Raw genomic sequence first — 12,751 nt, forward strand, 5'->3', positions numbered from 1 at the left:
GCTCCCAACGAAGAGACCCCCCGCACACCCGCCAGAGCCCGCTTATCCTTGCTGCCTTCCGGCCCTGGGGAGGTTCACAGGATGACGCCGCGCGAGGGGTCCTTGGACAGTCTAGCCACAACCGGCAGTGCTTGTTGCAGCGAAATCGTGGTCTCCAGACCGCCGGGAGTCCGGTAAGCTCATCCGCGGAGGATTCGCCTAGTGGCCGAGGGCGCACGCTTGGAAAGCGTGTATAGGGCAACCTATCAGGGGTTCAAATCCCCTATCCTCCGCTCAGCCTGGAGAGGTTGTGCCGTGATCAGCGGCACAACCTCTTTTTGCGTTCGGGGCGGACCCTTCAGATCTGGTTGATGCGCACCATGTTGCCCGCCGGGTCGCGGAAGGCGCAGTCGCGCAGGCCGTACGGCTGGTCGGCCGGTTCCTGGACGACGTCGGCCCCGGCGGCCTGGACGCGTTCGAAGGTGGAGTCCAGGTCCGAGGTGGCCAGGACGATGCCCGCGTAGCTGCCCTTGGCCATCAGCTCGGCGATCGTGCGGCGCTCGTCGTCGCTGAGGCCCGGGTCGCTGCCGGGCGGTTCGAGGACGATCGACGTCTCCGGCCGGCCCGGCGGCCCGACCGTGATCCAGCGCATGCCTTCGTAGCCCACGTCCTTGCGCACCTCGAAGCCCAGCGCGTCGCGGTAGAAGGCGAGCGACTTCTCAGGGTCGTCGGCGGGCAGGAATGTCAGGTGAATCGTGAGGTTCATGCACCTCACGGTAGGTCGGCACGCGCGGTGACCGCTTCTCGATTCCTGATCGGTCGCATGATCCGCTTGGCGACGCACGCGGGGATGCCGTCGGCGTCCTTGGCGGCCAGGCGGCGGTAGGTGCTCGGCGACATGCCGACCAGTTCGGAGAACCGGGTGCTGAACGTGCCCAGCGACGAACAGCCCACCGCGAAGCAGACCTCGGTGACCGACAGGTCGCCGCGCCGCAGAAGGGTCATGGCCCGTTCGATGCGCCGGGTCATCAGGTAGCTGTAGGGCGATTCGCCGTAGACGGCGCGGAACTCCCTGCTGAGATGCCCGGCCGAGATGTGCGCGCCGCGTGCCAGCGCCTCCACGTCCAGTGGCTGCGCGTAGTCGCGGTCGATCCGGTCACGTACGCGGCGCAGCAGGACGAGCTCGCGCAGGCGCGGGTCGGATCTGCCGGTCACGGCTCCCAGCCTGCCCTGCGGACCGGCGCGCTGTCCACGCCGTCCCCTTTGCGTGGGAGTGGTCTCCCCCGTCCGGGGGAGGGATCGCGCGGCCCGCCTGCCTACGTTCGGGGCATGGAAATGGCGCGCTGGCCGGCGTACACGATGACCGTGTTGTTCCTCGGGTACGGCGCCGGCAAGGCGGTGTTCGCGGCCCAGGGGAAGCTGGGGTTCCCCGGCGGGCCGGTGGTGCCGGCGGAGGAGTACGTGGCCTATGCCCGTGACGTGATGAACGTGACCACGGCCCAGTGGTTCGCCGCCGCGAACGGGCTGATCGGCGCGGCGCTCTTCCTGTCCACGGTGACCAGGGTGGGGCGCCGGGTGCCGCGTCCGCTGATGCTGGCGGGGCTCGGGGTCGCGTTCCTCGGCGTCGGGGCGGGCATGGTGGTCATGATCGCGGACGGGTTCTTCGGGCTGGGCGTGGGCTGGCGGTGGTACCACGGCGTGCTCGGGATCGTGGTGCTCGGCCTGATGGCCGCGACGGTCCGGTCCTACGCGCGGGCGACCCGGCGCGCGGGACCGGCCGGCTAGGCGTCCTCCGGCGCCAGGAAGCTCGGGGCGCCGGAGTCGCGCGCGGCGGCCGCGGCCGACAGCCGCGCGAAGGCGTGCGGACGGAGCAGCTCGGCGGCGGTCTCCATGGGGAAGAAGCCGTAGTCGTCGAGTTCCTCGGCCTGCAGGGTGATCGGGGTGCCGGGGTCGAGGGTGCCGCAGTCGAACATGAAGTGGACCGACGGCAGCGGGCAGGTGTCCAGGGGCATGAGCCACTGGGTCACCAGCAGGCTGCCGGGCGTGGTGGCGAGGCCGAGTTCCTCCGCCAGCTCGCGGGCGCAGGCCTGCGAGGGGTGCTCGCCCTCGTCGATCAGGCCTCCTGCGAAGTTCCAGTGGTCGCGGTAGTTGGGCTTGACCAGGAGTACGCGCCCCCGCGGGTCCGTGATGTAGGCCGCGGCGGCGGCGACGAGCTTGTTCACCGACATCCAGAAGTCATCCACGCGATCACCCTAGGCCTCAGGCGACGACCGCCTTGGTGCGGTCGGTGGCCATGTGGACGGCCATCGCGCCGAGGACGCTGCCGGTCACGTACCGCTGGACGCGCACCCATCGCGGGTGCGTCGCGAGGAACGCCGCCAGCGCGCCCGCCGACAGCGCGATCAGCGCGTTGACCAGCGTGCCGATGAAGATCTGGACCGACCCCAGCGCGAGGCTCTGCAGGAGCACGTGCCCCATCGACGGGTCGATGAACTGCGGGAGCAGCGAGAGATACAGGATCGCGATCTTTGGATTGAGCAGGCAGGTGAGCAGACCCATGGCGAAGAGCCTGCGCGGCCGCTCGACGGGCAGCTCTCGGGCCTCGAACGCGGAGACGCCGCCGGGCTTGATGGTGTTCCAGGCCAGCCACAGCAGGTACGCCGCGCCGGCCAGCTTCAACGCCGTATAGGCGGCGGGCACGTAGGCGAACAGAGCGGTCAGTCCCAGGCACGTCGCCGTCAGGTAGACGGTGAAGCCGAGCGCCACGCCCGTGAGTGAGATCAGACCGGCACGCCGGCCTTGGGTGATCGACCGCGAGACCAGGTAGATCATGTTCGGGCCGGGCGTCAGCACCATGCCCAGCGAAACCAGTGCAATTCCCAACAAACCAGCTGTCACCCCGCAAGGGTAACCTGGTGCCAGAAATGGCCGATTACGGAGCGTAGTAGGGCCGCTACCCGGGAAGTCGTCTCACATGCAGTTCGACGATGACGCGAAGCTCGACCCGTCCGAGATCGAGGACGTACGAGCGACCGGCCCGAAGCAGGGCGGCGGCGGAGGGATGATGCCGGCCGGATGCGCGTCGCTGCCGATCAGCGGCAAGGGCGGCGGCTGCCTGCTGATCATCCTGGCGGTGGCGGCGCTGTTCGTGTTCAAGATCGTCCCGTCCCCGTTCACCGGCGACCAGCAGCAGCAACCGCAGGGAGGCGGTCAGGCGCCGCCCGCGCCGGCCGTCACGCCCAGCGGGAACCTGGCCGAGCGCTGCAAGACCGGCGCCGACGCCGACCAGTCCGAGGACTGCCGCGTCGTCGGCATCGTCAACAGCATCCAGACGTACTGGAAGCAGGCCTTCGCCGCGCGCGGCGGCAGCGCCTACACACCGGCCAAGACGGTGCTCTTCTCCCGTGCCGTCAACACCGCCTGTGGCGCGGCCGACTCCGCTGTCGGCCCCTTCTACTGCCCCAGGGACCGCAAGGTCTATCTCGACCTCACGTTCTTCAACACCCTCCAGCGCGACTACGGCGCCGAAGGCGGTCCCTTCGCCCAGGCCTATGTCATCGCCCACGAGTACGGTCACCACGTCCAGAACCTCCTCGGCACCATGAACCGGGTCGGCGACAGCCGCCAGGGCGCGAGCAGCGGAGCCGTACGCCTGGAACTGCAGGCCGACTGCTACGCCGGGGTCTGGGCGAACAACGCCGTCAAGACCGGCTTCTACAGCCAGCCGTTCACCCAGGCCGACATCGACCAGGCACTCAGCGCGGCCGCCGCGGTCGGCGACGACAGCATCCAGCGCAAGGCCCAGGGCCGGGTGACGCCCGACGCGTTCACCCACGGCACCTCGCAGCAGCGCGAGAAGTGGTTCACGGTCGGCTACCAGACCGGTGACCCCAAGCGTTGCGACACGTTCACCGGAGCGATCTGAGGGCTTTCCCCGGCGGCCACACCGCCGGTGTTCGCGGCGAATGCGACGCGGGCCGGCCTGGGCCGACGGCGGTGGAGAGCGCGAGAAATCGGATTCTCTCCTAAAATCAATGGGTGATCTTTAAGTTGGTCGGCGACGGACGTCCTTATCCCGAACATGGTCTGACGCACCGCGAGTGGGCGCAGATACCACCGCGGCAGGTCCGGCTCGACTCGCTGGTCACCACCAAAGCCATGCTCGACCTGCACTCGCTGCTGGCCGCCGACTCGACGTTCTACGGCGACCTGTTCCCGCACGTGGTCCAGTGGCAGGGCGAGCTCTACCTGGAGGACGGCCTGCACCGGGCACTGCGCGCCGCGCTGCACCAGCGGTCCATCCTGCACGCCAGGGTCCTCGAACTGCCCCCGAGCTGACGCTCAGCGACGGAAGTACGGCTTCGCCTTGACGCTCGCGTAGCGCTGCCAGAGGCCGCCGTCGTCCTGGAAGTCGTACCAGGCGTCCTCAAGGCGGTCGTCCACGACGTTGCAGGTGCTGGTGCGGGAGTGGCCGCGCTTGATCGGGCCCACGTAGATGGTGCCCTTGCCGACGTACCGGCCGTTGATGTGCAGGCGGCAGGTCCCTCCCACCCAGGCGATGTTGCGACGGCTGTTGTTGATCACCTTGATGCGGATCGCGCAGGCCGACTCGCACCATCCGAAACTGAGCTTCAGCCGCACCGGCGCGGCCGCCGCCTGGGCCGGCGCCGCGACCAGCGTCCCGGCCAGGGCCAGGCCGGAGACGAGCGCGATCAGACGTTTCACGGAAACCCCCGGTAAAGAAGCAGTCAAGTCGGCCCATGATCACACGTCATCGCGGACGGTCACAAGAAACGCGAAGAGCCGCCGGCCCGGTCCGGGTCGGCGGCTCTTGTGCCAGGCGGTGGTGGTGGGATTTGAACCCACGGATGAGTTGCCCCATCACACGCTTTCGAGGCGTGCGCCCTCGGCCACTAGGCGACACCACCGCCGACGAGCTTACCGGATCCGCCGAGTGGCGAAGAACTCCTTAAGTACCGCGGAACACTCATCCGCGAGCACGCCCATGACGACCTCGGGGCGGTGGTTGAGCCGGCGGTCCCTGACGACGTCCCACAGCGAGCCGACGGCGCCGCCCTTCGGATCCACCGCGCCGTACACGATCCGGTCCACCCGGGCCAGCACGGCGGCTCCCGCGCACATGGTGCACGGCTCCAGGGTGACCACGAGCGTGCAGCCGGTCAGGCGCCAGGCGCCGCGTGCGGTGGCGGCCCGCCGTACGGCGAGGATCTCGGCGTGGGCGGTGGGGTCGGCGCTCGCCTCGCGGTCGTTGCCCGCGCGGGACAGGACCTCGCCCTCGGCGGAGAGGATCACGGCGCCGACGGGGACCTCGCCGCGCGCCCCGGCCTGCCGGGCCTCCTGGAGCGCCAGGCGCATGGCGGCCGCGTGGGTCAACGCAGGCGGTCCAGTTCGTCGGCGAAGGCCAGGCGCTCGGCGATGACCGACAGGACGTCGGCGGGCAGCACGCCCTCCTCCATGCTGAGCTCCAGGAGTTCCTCGGAGCTGACGCCGAGGTCGCTCAGCAGCTCGAAGTCGCCGGACGGCTTCACGCCGAGCCCGTTGCCCTCCGTCTCCGGCGCGACACCGGCGAACTCGGCGAACAGCTCGCCGAGGGTGTCGGTCAGGCCGGCGTGCGCGTCGGACAGGAAGACGCGCGGCTCCTCCTCGCCGGTGTAGCGGGCGATGGCGAACCACTCGTCCTCGACCTCGACGCACAGCAGCGCCAGCTCGTCGCCGGTCAGGCCCAGACTCTCCTGTACGGCGTCGCCGAGATCGTCGACGAACTCGGCCGCGCTGAGGTCGACCTCGGCACCGCTCCAGCCGTCCTCGGTCCTGACGAACGCCGCAGAGAAGGTGTTAGAGGCCATCCCGAACTCCCGTGAGTCAGCCGAAGACCGATTCGATGGCGCGCTCGAACGGCTCGGAGAATCCGAGCCGCCCGGCGATGCTGGACAGGACGTCCTCGGGCAGCAGGTCGATGTCGCCGGACAGGATGCCCAGCTCCATCTCGTCGAGCCCGAGGTCGGCGAAGATCGACAGGTCGCCCGCGGGCAGCACCGTGTCCTCGTCCTGGAGGATCTCGTCGAGCTCATCCTCGTCGGGGATCGGGACGTCGATGTACTCGAGGACCTGCTGGGCGAGCGGGAAGTCCCAGGAGGCGGCGATGTCGGACAGGAAGACATCGACCCGCTCACCGAGAACGCGCAGCGCCACGAAGAACTCATCCCCCACGGCGACCAGGCCAATCGTGCCGCTCTCGCTCGGCTGCTGGCGTAGCGCGTGGATCAGGCCGTGCAGGTCGGAGGTGAGCCCGATAGGAAGGAGCTCGGCGTCCCAGCAGCCGTCTTCGCGGTAGACCACGACGGCGAAATCAAGGGCGTCTTCGTCTGCCATCGTCCATCCACCCGATCCCTGACCTGACGGCCACTAGTAGGGCACCCAATCGTTCCAGACGTGCCTACCCGCCGTGGGCGGCTCCGACCAAATTGTGATCAAAACCAGTTCCGCGACGTGCCGGTACGTTCCACACAAGATAGCGTTGTCCCTTATGGAAACCCTCGTCGTCGATCATCCCTTGGTGGCGCACAAGCTCACCGCGCTGCGGGATGTCCGCACCGACTCGCCGACGTTCCGCAGGCTCGCGGACGAACTGGTGACTCTGCTCGCGTACGAGGCCACTCGTGACGTCCGGGTCACCGACGTCACGGTGCGCTCGCCCGTCGCCGAGGCTCATGGGGTACGGCTGGCGCGGCCGTACCCGCTGGTGGTCCCGATCCTGCGGGCCGGGCTCGGCATGCTGGAGGGCATGACGCGGCTGCTGCCCACGGCGGAGGTCGGGTTCCTGGGCATGATCCGCAACGAGTCGACGCTCCAGGCGGAGACCTACGCCACCCGGCTGCCCGACGACCTGTCCGGCCGGCAGTGCTACGTCGTGGACCCGATGCTGGCCACCGGCGGCACGCTGGCCGCGGCGATCCAGTTCCTGTTCGACCGGGGCGCGGTCGACGTGACGGCGCTCTGCCTCCTGGCGGCGCCGGAGGGCCTGGCGCACATGGACAAGGTGTTCGCCAATTCCGGCAAGCCCATCCGCGTGGTCACGGCCGCTCTTGACGAGCGGCTGAACGAGAACGGCTACATCGTGCCCGGCCTCGGGGACGCCGGCGACCGTCTCTACGGCGTGGTCTGAGAACCTCTTTCCCTCTCCATGGACCTGCCCTTCGTTACATACTGTGTTTGTGTGGGTACGAAGAGTAAGGAAGCCGTCCCATTTTCCGGGATGCGGGCGTGAGGGAGCACGATGAGCGATCGCACCGAAGCCGATCCGAGTCCGTACGCGGACGTCGAGACGGCGCTGCGCGACGAGTTCGCCGGCGTCCACTCCGCGACCACGGTCACACGCTGCGTCGAAGCCGCTCATTACGGTGCGCTAGAGGTGACCGGCTACGCCCATGCGGGCCTCGTCGAGCGGATCGCGCGCAAACACCTTCACGTCCTGGCGCTCGTGGCCAGCGAGCGCGGCTAAGAAGATCACAACTAACCGGCGCAGTTGCGCTTTACCCCGGCTAGGTAGTGGGTAACGTATACGGCGGGTGTAGTGGGTAAGTGGTACGGAGGCGACAGTGCAGGTCAAAAAAGTCCTCACCTACGGTGGTATCGCATTCGTTGCGTACTACCTGTTCGCGCGACCAGCGGACGCCGCTGACGCGGTCAGAGGGGCGTTCGACACGGTCTTCAACGCGGCCGACTCGCTGGCTCAATTTGTGAACAGCCTCGCATGAGACTTGTGACCCACGGGGACTCTGCTCCGTCGTCGGTCAACCGCTACCTACTCCCCCACGAACACCAGGTCATCATGGTGCGGCGTCACCCAGCCGTGCTGCTCCGTCCGGTCGCCGAGGTCTTCGGCGGCCTGATCATCGCCGGGCTGCTGAGCAAGTTCTTCGGCGACAAGGGGGGCGGCACGGCCCTCGTTGTCGTCTGGTGGCTCTGGTTGCTGCTCTTGATCCGTTTTGTATGGAAAGTCGCGGAGTGGTCGGTTGACTACTTTGTGGTTACTTCGAAGCGGATGCTGCTGACCACGGGTTTGATCACCCGTAAGGTCGCGATGATGCCGCTGCAGAAGGTCACGGACATGAGCTTCCAGCGGTCCCTGCTGGGGCGCATGCTCGGTTACGGGGAGTTCATCCTCGAGTCGGCGGGCCAGGACCAGGCCCTGTCCAACGTGGAGTACATTCCCTACCCCGAGACCCTGTATCTGGAGGTCTGCCAGATGCTTTTCCCCGGCAAGGACGAGGGGGACGATTAATCTCCACGTAGGGAATTCTTCAGGCGGGGATACCCGATTCGGCTACTTCATGCAATCATTTGCGTGTTGTTGACCCTTCCCCGCCTTGAGAGATGAGATGCCGAGTCAGGGAACCATCGGTGACCGCGTCCGAGGACTGCGGCTGAACAGGCGGATGTCCCAGGCCCAGCTGGCCGGGCCCGACCTGTCAGACAGTTACGTCTCACTCATCGAGTCAGGCAAGCGTACGCCGACTCCTGTCGTGGCCCGCCTTCTCGCCGAACGGCTGGGCTGCACCACCGAATTCCTTCTGCACGGCATCGAGCCAAGGCAGCGCATCGACACCGAGCTCGGGCTGAGACACGCCGAGCTTGAGCTGCAGCACGGCGACGCGGCCACGGCAGCCGAGCGCTTCACCGAGATCGTGAAGGCCGCGGACGAGGAAAACGCGATGCTCACCGCGCAGGCCCGCTTCGGCCGTGCGCGCGCGCTCGAAGCACAGGGCCGCCTCGGGCAGGCCGTCGAGGCGTTCGAACGGCTGCGCCGCGAGGCCGCCGCTCATCCCGAGCGCCTGGCCGACCTGCCGCTGACCGTCGCGCTGAGCCGCTGCTACCAGCGGGCCGGCGACCGGCTGAGAGCACGCGACCTGGCCGCGAACGCGCTCGCGCAGGCGTCCAGGCTGGCGATCATGCAGGGTGAGCTCGCGGTGGACCTCGCCGCGGCGCTGATCGAGACGCAGGGGGAGGGCGACTCGGCGGCGATCACCTTCGTCAAGCAAGTGCTGGACGTGAGTGGCGTATCGCTTGTTGTGGACCGTTCCGGAGAGATCCACGCACTGTGGCAGGCGAGCATCGCCGCGGCCGCGGGCGAGGACTCCGCTCTGGCGGTCCGCCTGGCCGACGATGCCATCATGGCCGGTCGCGCCGGCCGGATCGGGCGCCAGCTCGCCGTCACCGCCATGCGGTGGGCGAAGCTGGAGACCTCTTCGGTCGACGAGGCCGAGGTACTCGCCGCCGCCGCGACGACCGTCTTCGCCGGGCTGCCCGGCACGGCGGCCGAGCACGGCGAGAGCCTGGTCGCCCACGCCCAGGTACGCCTGCGCGCCGGCGAGCCCGCCAAGGCGGGCGAGCTGGCCGGAGCCGCGATCGACCTGCTCGCGAGCTCTCCGATCAAGGCCGAGGCGCACCTGGTGATCGCCAAGGTCTCGATGGGGCTGGGCGGCGACGCCTTCGTACACCTGGACGCCGCCCGCGACGTGCTCGCCGGGCTCGGCCGTCCGATGTACGGCTCCGACCGGCAGGCCGCGCGTTCCTGGCGTGAGCTCGGTGACCTCTACGGCGAGGCGAACGCGCCCGGCCAGCAGACGGCGGCCTACCGCAGGGCGCTCGAAGCGGCAGGCGTACGCTCGTTCATGGCGGGGGTTACAGCCGACGCCCAGATCACGCACGGCAGCAGTTAGCCGACTCCGCTGACCAGGGCCTTTCGGTGGAGGCCCTGGTGATGGCACCTGCCCGGCAGGCTTAGACTTGCGCCTCTCAGGCAGGAATAATTAGGGTCTACCAGTCATTGACTCATAGGATGATTGGTTTCCCCGGAGGAGGCAGACTGTGAGTCTGCGTACGGCACAGCGGGCATCGCTCGTGGACCAGGTGATCGATCAGCTCAAGGAGCAGATCACGTCAGGGTCGTGGCCGTTGAACGGCAAGATCCCGACAGAGACCGTTCTGGCCGAGCAGCTCGGGGTCGGTCGCAACACCGTCAGGGAAGCCGTACGCGCGCTCACTCACGCCGGCCTGCTCGACTGCCGCCAGGGCGACGGCACCTACGTACGGGCCACCAGCGAGCTGTCCGGGGCCATGCTGCGCCGGCTGCGTCAGGCGGAACAGCTGGAGATCCTCGAGGTACGCCGCGCGCTGGAGGTCGAGTCGGCACGCCTGGCCGCCACCCGCCGCACCGACACCGACATCCTCAACATCGAGAGCCGTCTGGCCGAGCGCGACCGCGCCTGGGAGGCCGACGACCCCGACGCGTTCGTGGAGGCCGACCTGGCCTTCCACATGGCCGTCGCGCATGCCACGCACAACCTGGTGCTCATCGACCTGTACGAGGACTTCTCGGCCGCGCTGCGGGCCAGCATCACCGCCGCGGGCACCTCGCTCAACAAGAGCTACATCCCGCACGACGCGATCGCCCGCGCCATCGCCGCCGGCGACGCCGCCGCGGCGGAGCGGGCCGGGCACGCGTGCATGGAGCACATTCTCATCGCCCTCACCGACGAGAGCTGACCCTCCTCAGTCCTCACGGGTACCCTCCTCGGCCACCACAAGGGCGTCGATCGCGGCGAAGAAGGCCGCGATCCCGGGCAGGTTGGCGCCCTTCTCCCGCGAGGCGGCGAAGTCCGCGGGCGATCGCCATTCGACGACGTCCAGCCATTCGTCGCCGGGCAGGCGCACCAGGCGGGCGTTCAGGAACCCGGCACGGTCCTTCGCGAAGTCGGCCAGCATGGCGGGGCGCGCGGCCAGAAGCTCGTCGGCTCTGGCCGCCTTGAAACGGGTGAGTTCCACAGTTGTCGTCATGCGGCTAAGGTATAGTAAGGATTGATGATAGTCAATATTAGTGACTATATGGAGGTTGCCGTGCGGCGCAGCGAGCACAAGAAGATCGACCCCGACCTGGGGATTCTCGCCGGCCGGACGTTGTTCGCCTTCCAGCGGGAGCTGTTCTCCACCATCGCCAAGCAGGGACACAGCCGCATCAGGCCCCGGCACGGCGCCGTCCTCGCCTACCTGGATCCCGAAGGCAGCCGCGCCACCGACCTTTCCGCCCAGTCGGGGCAGCACAAGCAGGTCATCGGGACGCTGGTGGATGAGCTGGTGGAGCTGGGGTACGTGGAACGGCGGCCAGATCCGAAGGACCGGCGGGCCAAGCTGATCGTGCCGACGGAGCTGGGACTGGACCAGATGGCCAAGGCGGACGAACTGGTGAAACAGATCGAACACCGCCACGCGGCCAAGGTGGGGGACGCGGAGTGGGCGGCCTTCAAACGCGTGTTCCGCGAAATCACCGCCTGACCCTCCATCCCACCCAGGACCGCTCGCCGCCCGTTGAGCCGGGGCGGCGCCGCCTCGGCACTTCTCGTCACACCCGCAAGGCAGCACCGCCGACTTGAGCGGCGCTGGGGCTGCCTTGCGGGTGCTCGGTATTGGGGGCTCGGGATCGTGGTTGTCGGAGGGCCGTTGCGGTGGGGCATCCGTCCGACGTGAGAAGCGATCCCCCCGATCGCCGCCCGCGCACGGCGGCGGGTGGCGTGGGGGTGGCTTCGCCGTAACGGATGGTGAGGGTTTATCCCTGGCGGAGGGACATCACGAGATAGCGGAACTCGGGCTCGGCGTCGCCGGGGACGTCCTGGATGAGGGCGGGGCGGGTGGAGGATTCCATGTTGATGCGGGCCAGCTCCGTCTCCACGCCGGTCAGGCCGTCGAGCAGGAAGTGGGACTGGAAGGCCATCTGGATGTCGTCGCCGCCGCGCAGTTCGCATTCGACGACCTCGGTGCCGCGGCCGATGTCGCCGCCGCCCGCCTGGATCAGCACCTGGCTCTTGCTGAACGTCAGCCTGATCGCCGTGTTGCGCTCCGCCACCAGCGCCACGCGCTTGATCGCCTCCACGAACGGCGTCACGCGGACGTCGGCGCGGATGGACCAGTCGGCGGTCAGGCGGGTGCGGTAGTCGATGAACTGCTCGTCGAGCAGGCGTACGGTCGTGCTCCTGCCCACGCTCTCGAAGCCGGCCACGCCGTCGCCCATCGCGATCAGCACCTCACCGCCGCGCAACGACTTGGCCACCTCGACCAGCACCCGCGCGGGCACCATCGCGGAGACCGCCACGTCGGGCCGGGCCGGGCGCCAGGTGAAGTCGCGGGCGGCGATGCGGTAGCGGTCGGTGGCCGCCATCGCGACGTTCTCGCCCTCGATGTCGACGCGGATGCCGGTCAGCATGGGCAGCGTGTCGTCGCGGCTGGAGGCGGGCGCCACCTGCGTCACCGCACTGGCGAACACGCCTCCGCCGATGGCGCCGATGCCCGGCGGCATGGTGGGCAGGGTCGGGAAGTCGTCGACGGGCATCGTGATCAGGCCAAACTCGGCGCTGCCGCAGGTCAGGATGGCTTCGGCGCCCTCCGTCACGATCTGGACGTCCTCGGCGGGCAGGCTGCGGCTGATCTCGGCCAGCAGGCGGCCGGGGATGAGCACCTTGCCGGGCTCGGCCACGTCGGCCTCGACCCTGGCCTGGGCGGAGACGTCGTAGTCGAACGCCGCCAGGCTCAGCTCGTCGCTCGCCTCGATCAGCAGCCCGGACAGCACGGGGACGACAGGCCGGCTGGGCAACACCCTGGCCGCCCATGCCACCGCGTCTGCCAGCACATCACGGCTAACCCGGAATTTCACCTGATCTACCCTTTCGTGTCACCTGCCTCCTATGAAGGTATCCGG

The 12,751-nt window shown here is 68.6% G+C and carries 19 protein-coding genes, 2 tRNA genes and 1 other RNA gene; 10 read left to right on the top strand and 12 right to left on the bottom strand.

Annotated features, from left to right (window positions below):
• Positions 1 to 8: 8 nt before the first annotated feature.
• Positions 9 to 104: signal recognition particle sRNA small type (ffs, locus tag ACIBHY_RS18765), an RNA gene on the bottom strand.
• 83 nt (positions 105 to 187) lie between these two features.
• Between ffs and ACIBHY_RS18770 the strand changes: the two genes are divergently transcribed.
• Positions 188 to 272, top strand: a tRNA-Ser gene (locus tag ACIBHY_RS18770).
• 65 nt (positions 273 to 337) lie between these two features.
• Here ACIBHY_RS18770 and ACIBHY_RS18775 read toward each other — a convergent pair.
• Positions 338 to 745, bottom strand: a complete 408-nt coding sequence (locus ACIBHY_RS18775) for a VOC family protein (RefSeq protein WP_397307314.1) — start codon at positions 743 to 745, stop codon at positions 338 to 340.
• Between the two features lie 5 nt (positions 746 to 750).
• Complete coding sequence (locus ACIBHY_RS18780) at positions 751 to 1,203, bottom strand: helix-turn-helix transcriptional regulator (protein WP_397257565.1); 453 nt, start codon at positions 1,201 to 1,203, stop codon at positions 751 to 753.
• 105 nt (positions 1,204 to 1,308) lie between these two features.
• Between ACIBHY_RS18780 and ACIBHY_RS18785 the strand changes: the two genes are divergently transcribed.
• Positions 1,309 to 1,764, top strand: a complete 456-nt coding sequence (locus ACIBHY_RS18785) for a hypothetical protein (protein WP_397307315.1) — start codon at positions 1,309 to 1,311, stop codon at positions 1,762 to 1,764.
• Here the strand turns inward: ACIBHY_RS18785 and ACIBHY_RS18790 are convergent.
• On the bottom strand, positions 1,761 to 2,222 hold the full coding sequence (locus ACIBHY_RS18790) for an NUDIX domain-containing protein (protein ID WP_397257464.1): 462 nt from the start codon (positions 2,220 to 2,222) through the stop codon (positions 1,761 to 1,763). The two genes, ACIBHY_RS18785 and ACIBHY_RS18790, sit on opposite strands and share 4 nt — an antisense overlap.
• Positions 2,223 to 2,238: 16 nt before the next feature.
• Complete coding sequence (locus ACIBHY_RS18795; RefSeq protein ID WP_397257466.1) at positions 2,239 to 2,862, bottom strand: LysE family translocator; 624 nt, start codon at positions 2,860 to 2,862, stop codon at positions 2,239 to 2,241.
• A gap of 91 nt (positions 2,863 to 2,953) precedes the next feature.
• Between ACIBHY_RS18795 and ACIBHY_RS18800 the strand changes: the two genes are divergently transcribed.
• Both ACIBHY_RS18800 and ACIBHY_RS18805 read left to right on the top strand, forming a co-directional pair.
• A complete protein-coding gene (locus ACIBHY_RS18800) occupies positions 2,954 to 3,904 on the top strand; it encodes a neutral zinc metallopeptidase (RefSeq protein WP_397257468.1) in 951 nt (316 codons plus the stop codon).
• Positions 3,905 to 4,017: 113 nt separating this feature from the next.
• Positions 4,018 to 4,317 carry a type II toxin-antitoxin system VapB family antitoxin gene (locus ACIBHY_RS18805; protein ID WP_379613156.1) on the top strand — a complete coding sequence of 100 codons (300 nt, stop codon included), beginning with the start codon at positions 4,018 to 4,020 and terminating at the stop codon, positions 4,315 to 4,317.
• Positions 4,318 to 4,320: 3 nt separating this feature from the next.
• Here the strand turns inward: ACIBHY_RS18805 and ACIBHY_RS18810 are convergent, their stop codons facing one another.
• From ACIBHY_RS18810 to ACIBHY_RS18830, 5 genes are all read right to left on the bottom strand, one after another.
• The gene (locus tag ACIBHY_RS18810; protein ID WP_397257470.1) at positions 4,321 to 4,704 is read right to left on the bottom strand and encodes a hypothetical protein; all 384 of its coding nucleotides are present in this window, start codon (positions 4,702 to 4,704) and stop codon (positions 4,321 to 4,323) included.
• A 116-nt stretch (positions 4,705 to 4,820) separates the two neighbouring features.
• Positions 4,821 to 4,907 (bottom strand) — tRNA-Ser (locus ACIBHY_RS18815).
• 10 nt (positions 4,908 to 4,917) lie between these two features.
• The gene (tadA, locus tag ACIBHY_RS18820) at positions 4,918 to 5,355 is read right to left on the bottom strand and encodes a tRNA adenosine(34) deaminase TadA (RefSeq protein ID WP_397106188.1); all 438 of its coding nucleotides are present in this window, start codon (positions 5,353 to 5,355) and stop codon (positions 4,918 to 4,920) included.
• 14 nt (positions 5,356 to 5,369) lie between these two features.
• Entirely contained in the window at positions 5,370 to 5,846 is a 477-nt protein-coding gene (locus tag ACIBHY_RS18825) for a tRNA adenosine deaminase-associated protein (RefSeq protein WP_397257472.1), read from the bottom strand.
• A 16-nt stretch (positions 5,847 to 5,862) separates the two neighbouring features.
• Positions 5,863 to 6,372: a tRNA adenosine deaminase-associated protein gene (locus ACIBHY_RS18830; protein WP_397106192.1), complete on the bottom strand. Its 510-nt coding sequence runs from the start codon at positions 6,370 to 6,372 to the stop codon at positions 5,863 to 5,865.
• A gap of 154 nt (positions 6,373 to 6,526) precedes the next feature.
• Between ACIBHY_RS18830 and upp the strand changes: the two genes are divergently transcribed.
• From upp to ACIBHY_RS18855, 5 genes are all read left to right on the top strand, one after another.
• Positions 6,527 to 7,165 carry a uracil phosphoribosyltransferase gene (upp, locus tag ACIBHY_RS18835; RefSeq protein WP_397257474.1) on the top strand — a complete coding sequence of 213 codons (639 nt, stop codon included), beginning with the start codon at positions 6,527 to 6,529 and terminating at the stop codon, positions 7,163 to 7,165.
• A gap of 111 nt (positions 7,166 to 7,276) precedes the next feature.
• Positions 7,277 to 7,501, top strand: coding sequence for a hypothetical protein (locus ACIBHY_RS18840; RefSeq protein WP_184959181.1), 225 nt, complete (start codon positions 7,277 to 7,279; stop codon positions 7,499 to 7,501).
• A 252-nt stretch (positions 7,502 to 7,753) separates the two neighbouring features.
• Entirely contained in the window at positions 7,754 to 8,284 is a 531-nt protein-coding gene (locus ACIBHY_RS18845; protein WP_397257476.1) for a PH domain-containing protein, read from the top strand.
• A gap of 97 nt (positions 8,285 to 8,381) precedes the next feature.
• Positions 8,382 to 9,722: a helix-turn-helix domain-containing protein gene (locus ACIBHY_RS18850; RefSeq protein WP_397307316.1), complete on the top strand. Its 1,341-nt coding sequence runs from the start codon at positions 8,382 to 8,384 to the stop codon at positions 9,720 to 9,722.
• Positions 9,723 to 9,870: 148 nt separating this feature from the next.
• Positions 9,871 to 10,548 carry a FadR/GntR family transcriptional regulator gene (locus tag ACIBHY_RS18855; RefSeq protein WP_379613099.1) on the top strand — a complete coding sequence of 226 codons (678 nt, stop codon included), beginning with the start codon at positions 9,871 to 9,873 and terminating at the stop codon, positions 10,546 to 10,548.
• A 6-nt stretch (positions 10,549 to 10,554) separates the two neighbouring features.
• Here ACIBHY_RS18855 and ACIBHY_RS18860 read toward each other — a convergent pair whose 3' ends face one another.
• Positions 10,555 to 10,839, bottom strand: coding sequence for a hypothetical protein (locus ACIBHY_RS18860; RefSeq protein WP_379613098.1), 285 nt, complete (start codon positions 10,837 to 10,839; stop codon positions 10,555 to 10,557).
• A gap of 60 nt (positions 10,840 to 10,899) precedes the next feature.
• Here ACIBHY_RS18860 and ACIBHY_RS18865 point away from each other — a divergent pair, with 60 nt between their 5' ends.
• Positions 10,900 to 11,334, top strand: a complete 435-nt coding sequence (locus tag ACIBHY_RS18865) for a MarR family winged helix-turn-helix transcriptional regulator (RefSeq protein WP_397307317.1) — start codon at positions 10,900 to 10,902, stop codon at positions 11,332 to 11,334.
• Positions 11,335 to 11,605: 271 nt separating this feature from the next.
• On the opposite strand, the gene dnaN is transcribed toward ACIBHY_RS18865, so the two are convergent.
• On the bottom strand, positions 11,606 to 12,706 hold the full coding sequence (gene dnaN, locus ACIBHY_RS18870; RefSeq protein WP_397257484.1) for a DNA polymerase III subunit beta: 1,101 nt from the start codon (positions 12,704 to 12,706) through the stop codon (positions 11,606 to 11,608).
• Positions 12,707 to 12,751: the final 45 nt, after the last annotated feature.

Origin of the sequence: Nonomuraea sp. NPDC050547, assembly GCF_044457345.1 — a bacterium.
GTDB lineage: Bacteria > Actinomycetota > Actinomycetes > Streptosporangiales > Streptosporangiaceae > Nonomuraea.

What these genes read in the sequence shown, in the direction of transcription:
- ACIBHY_RS18775 (WP_397307314.1), bottom strand. Translation starts at nt 745, where the DNA reads ATGAACCTCACGATTCACCTGACATTCCTGCCCGCCGACGACCCTGAG.
- ACIBHY_RS18850 (WP_397307316.1), top strand. Translation starts at nt 8,382, where the DNA reads ATGCCGAGTCAGGGAACCATCGGTGACCGCGTCCGAGGACTGCGGCTG.
- ACIBHY_RS18860 (WP_379613098.1), bottom strand. Translation starts at nt 10,839, where the DNA reads ATGACGACAACTGTGGAACTCACCCGTTTCAAGGCGGCCAGAGCCGAC.
- ACIBHY_RS18830 (WP_397106192.1), bottom strand. Translation starts at nt 6,372, where the DNA reads ATGGCAGACGAAGACGCCCTTGATTTCGCCGTCGTGGTCTACCGCGAA.
- ACIBHY_RS18840 (WP_184959181.1), top strand. Translation starts at nt 7,277, where the DNA reads ATGAGCGATCGCACCGAAGCCGATCCGAGTCCGTACGCGGACGTCGAG.
- upp (WP_397257474.1), top strand. Translation starts at nt 6,527, where the DNA reads ATGGAAACCCTCGTCGTCGATCATCCCTTGGTGGCGCACAAGCTCACC.
- ACIBHY_RS18785 (WP_397307315.1), top strand. Translation starts at nt 1,309, where the DNA reads ATGGAAATGGCGCGCTGGCCGGCGTACACGATGACCGTGTTGTTCCTC.
- ACIBHY_RS18800 (WP_397257468.1), top strand. Translation starts at nt 2,954, where the DNA reads ATGCAGTTCGACGATGACGCGAAGCTCGACCCGTCCGAGATCGAGGAC.
- tadA (WP_397106188.1), bottom strand. Translation starts at nt 5,355, where the DNA reads ATGCGCCTGGCGCTCCAGGAGGCCCGGCAGGCCGGGGCGCGCGGCGAG.
- ACIBHY_RS18845 (WP_397257476.1), top strand. Translation starts at nt 7,754, where the DNA reads ATGAGACTTGTGACCCACGGGGACTCTGCTCCGTCGTCGGTCAACCGC.
- ACIBHY_RS18825 (WP_397257472.1), bottom strand. Translation starts at nt 5,846, where the DNA reads ATGGCCTCTAACACCTTCTCTGCGGCGTTCGTCAGGACCGAGGACGGC.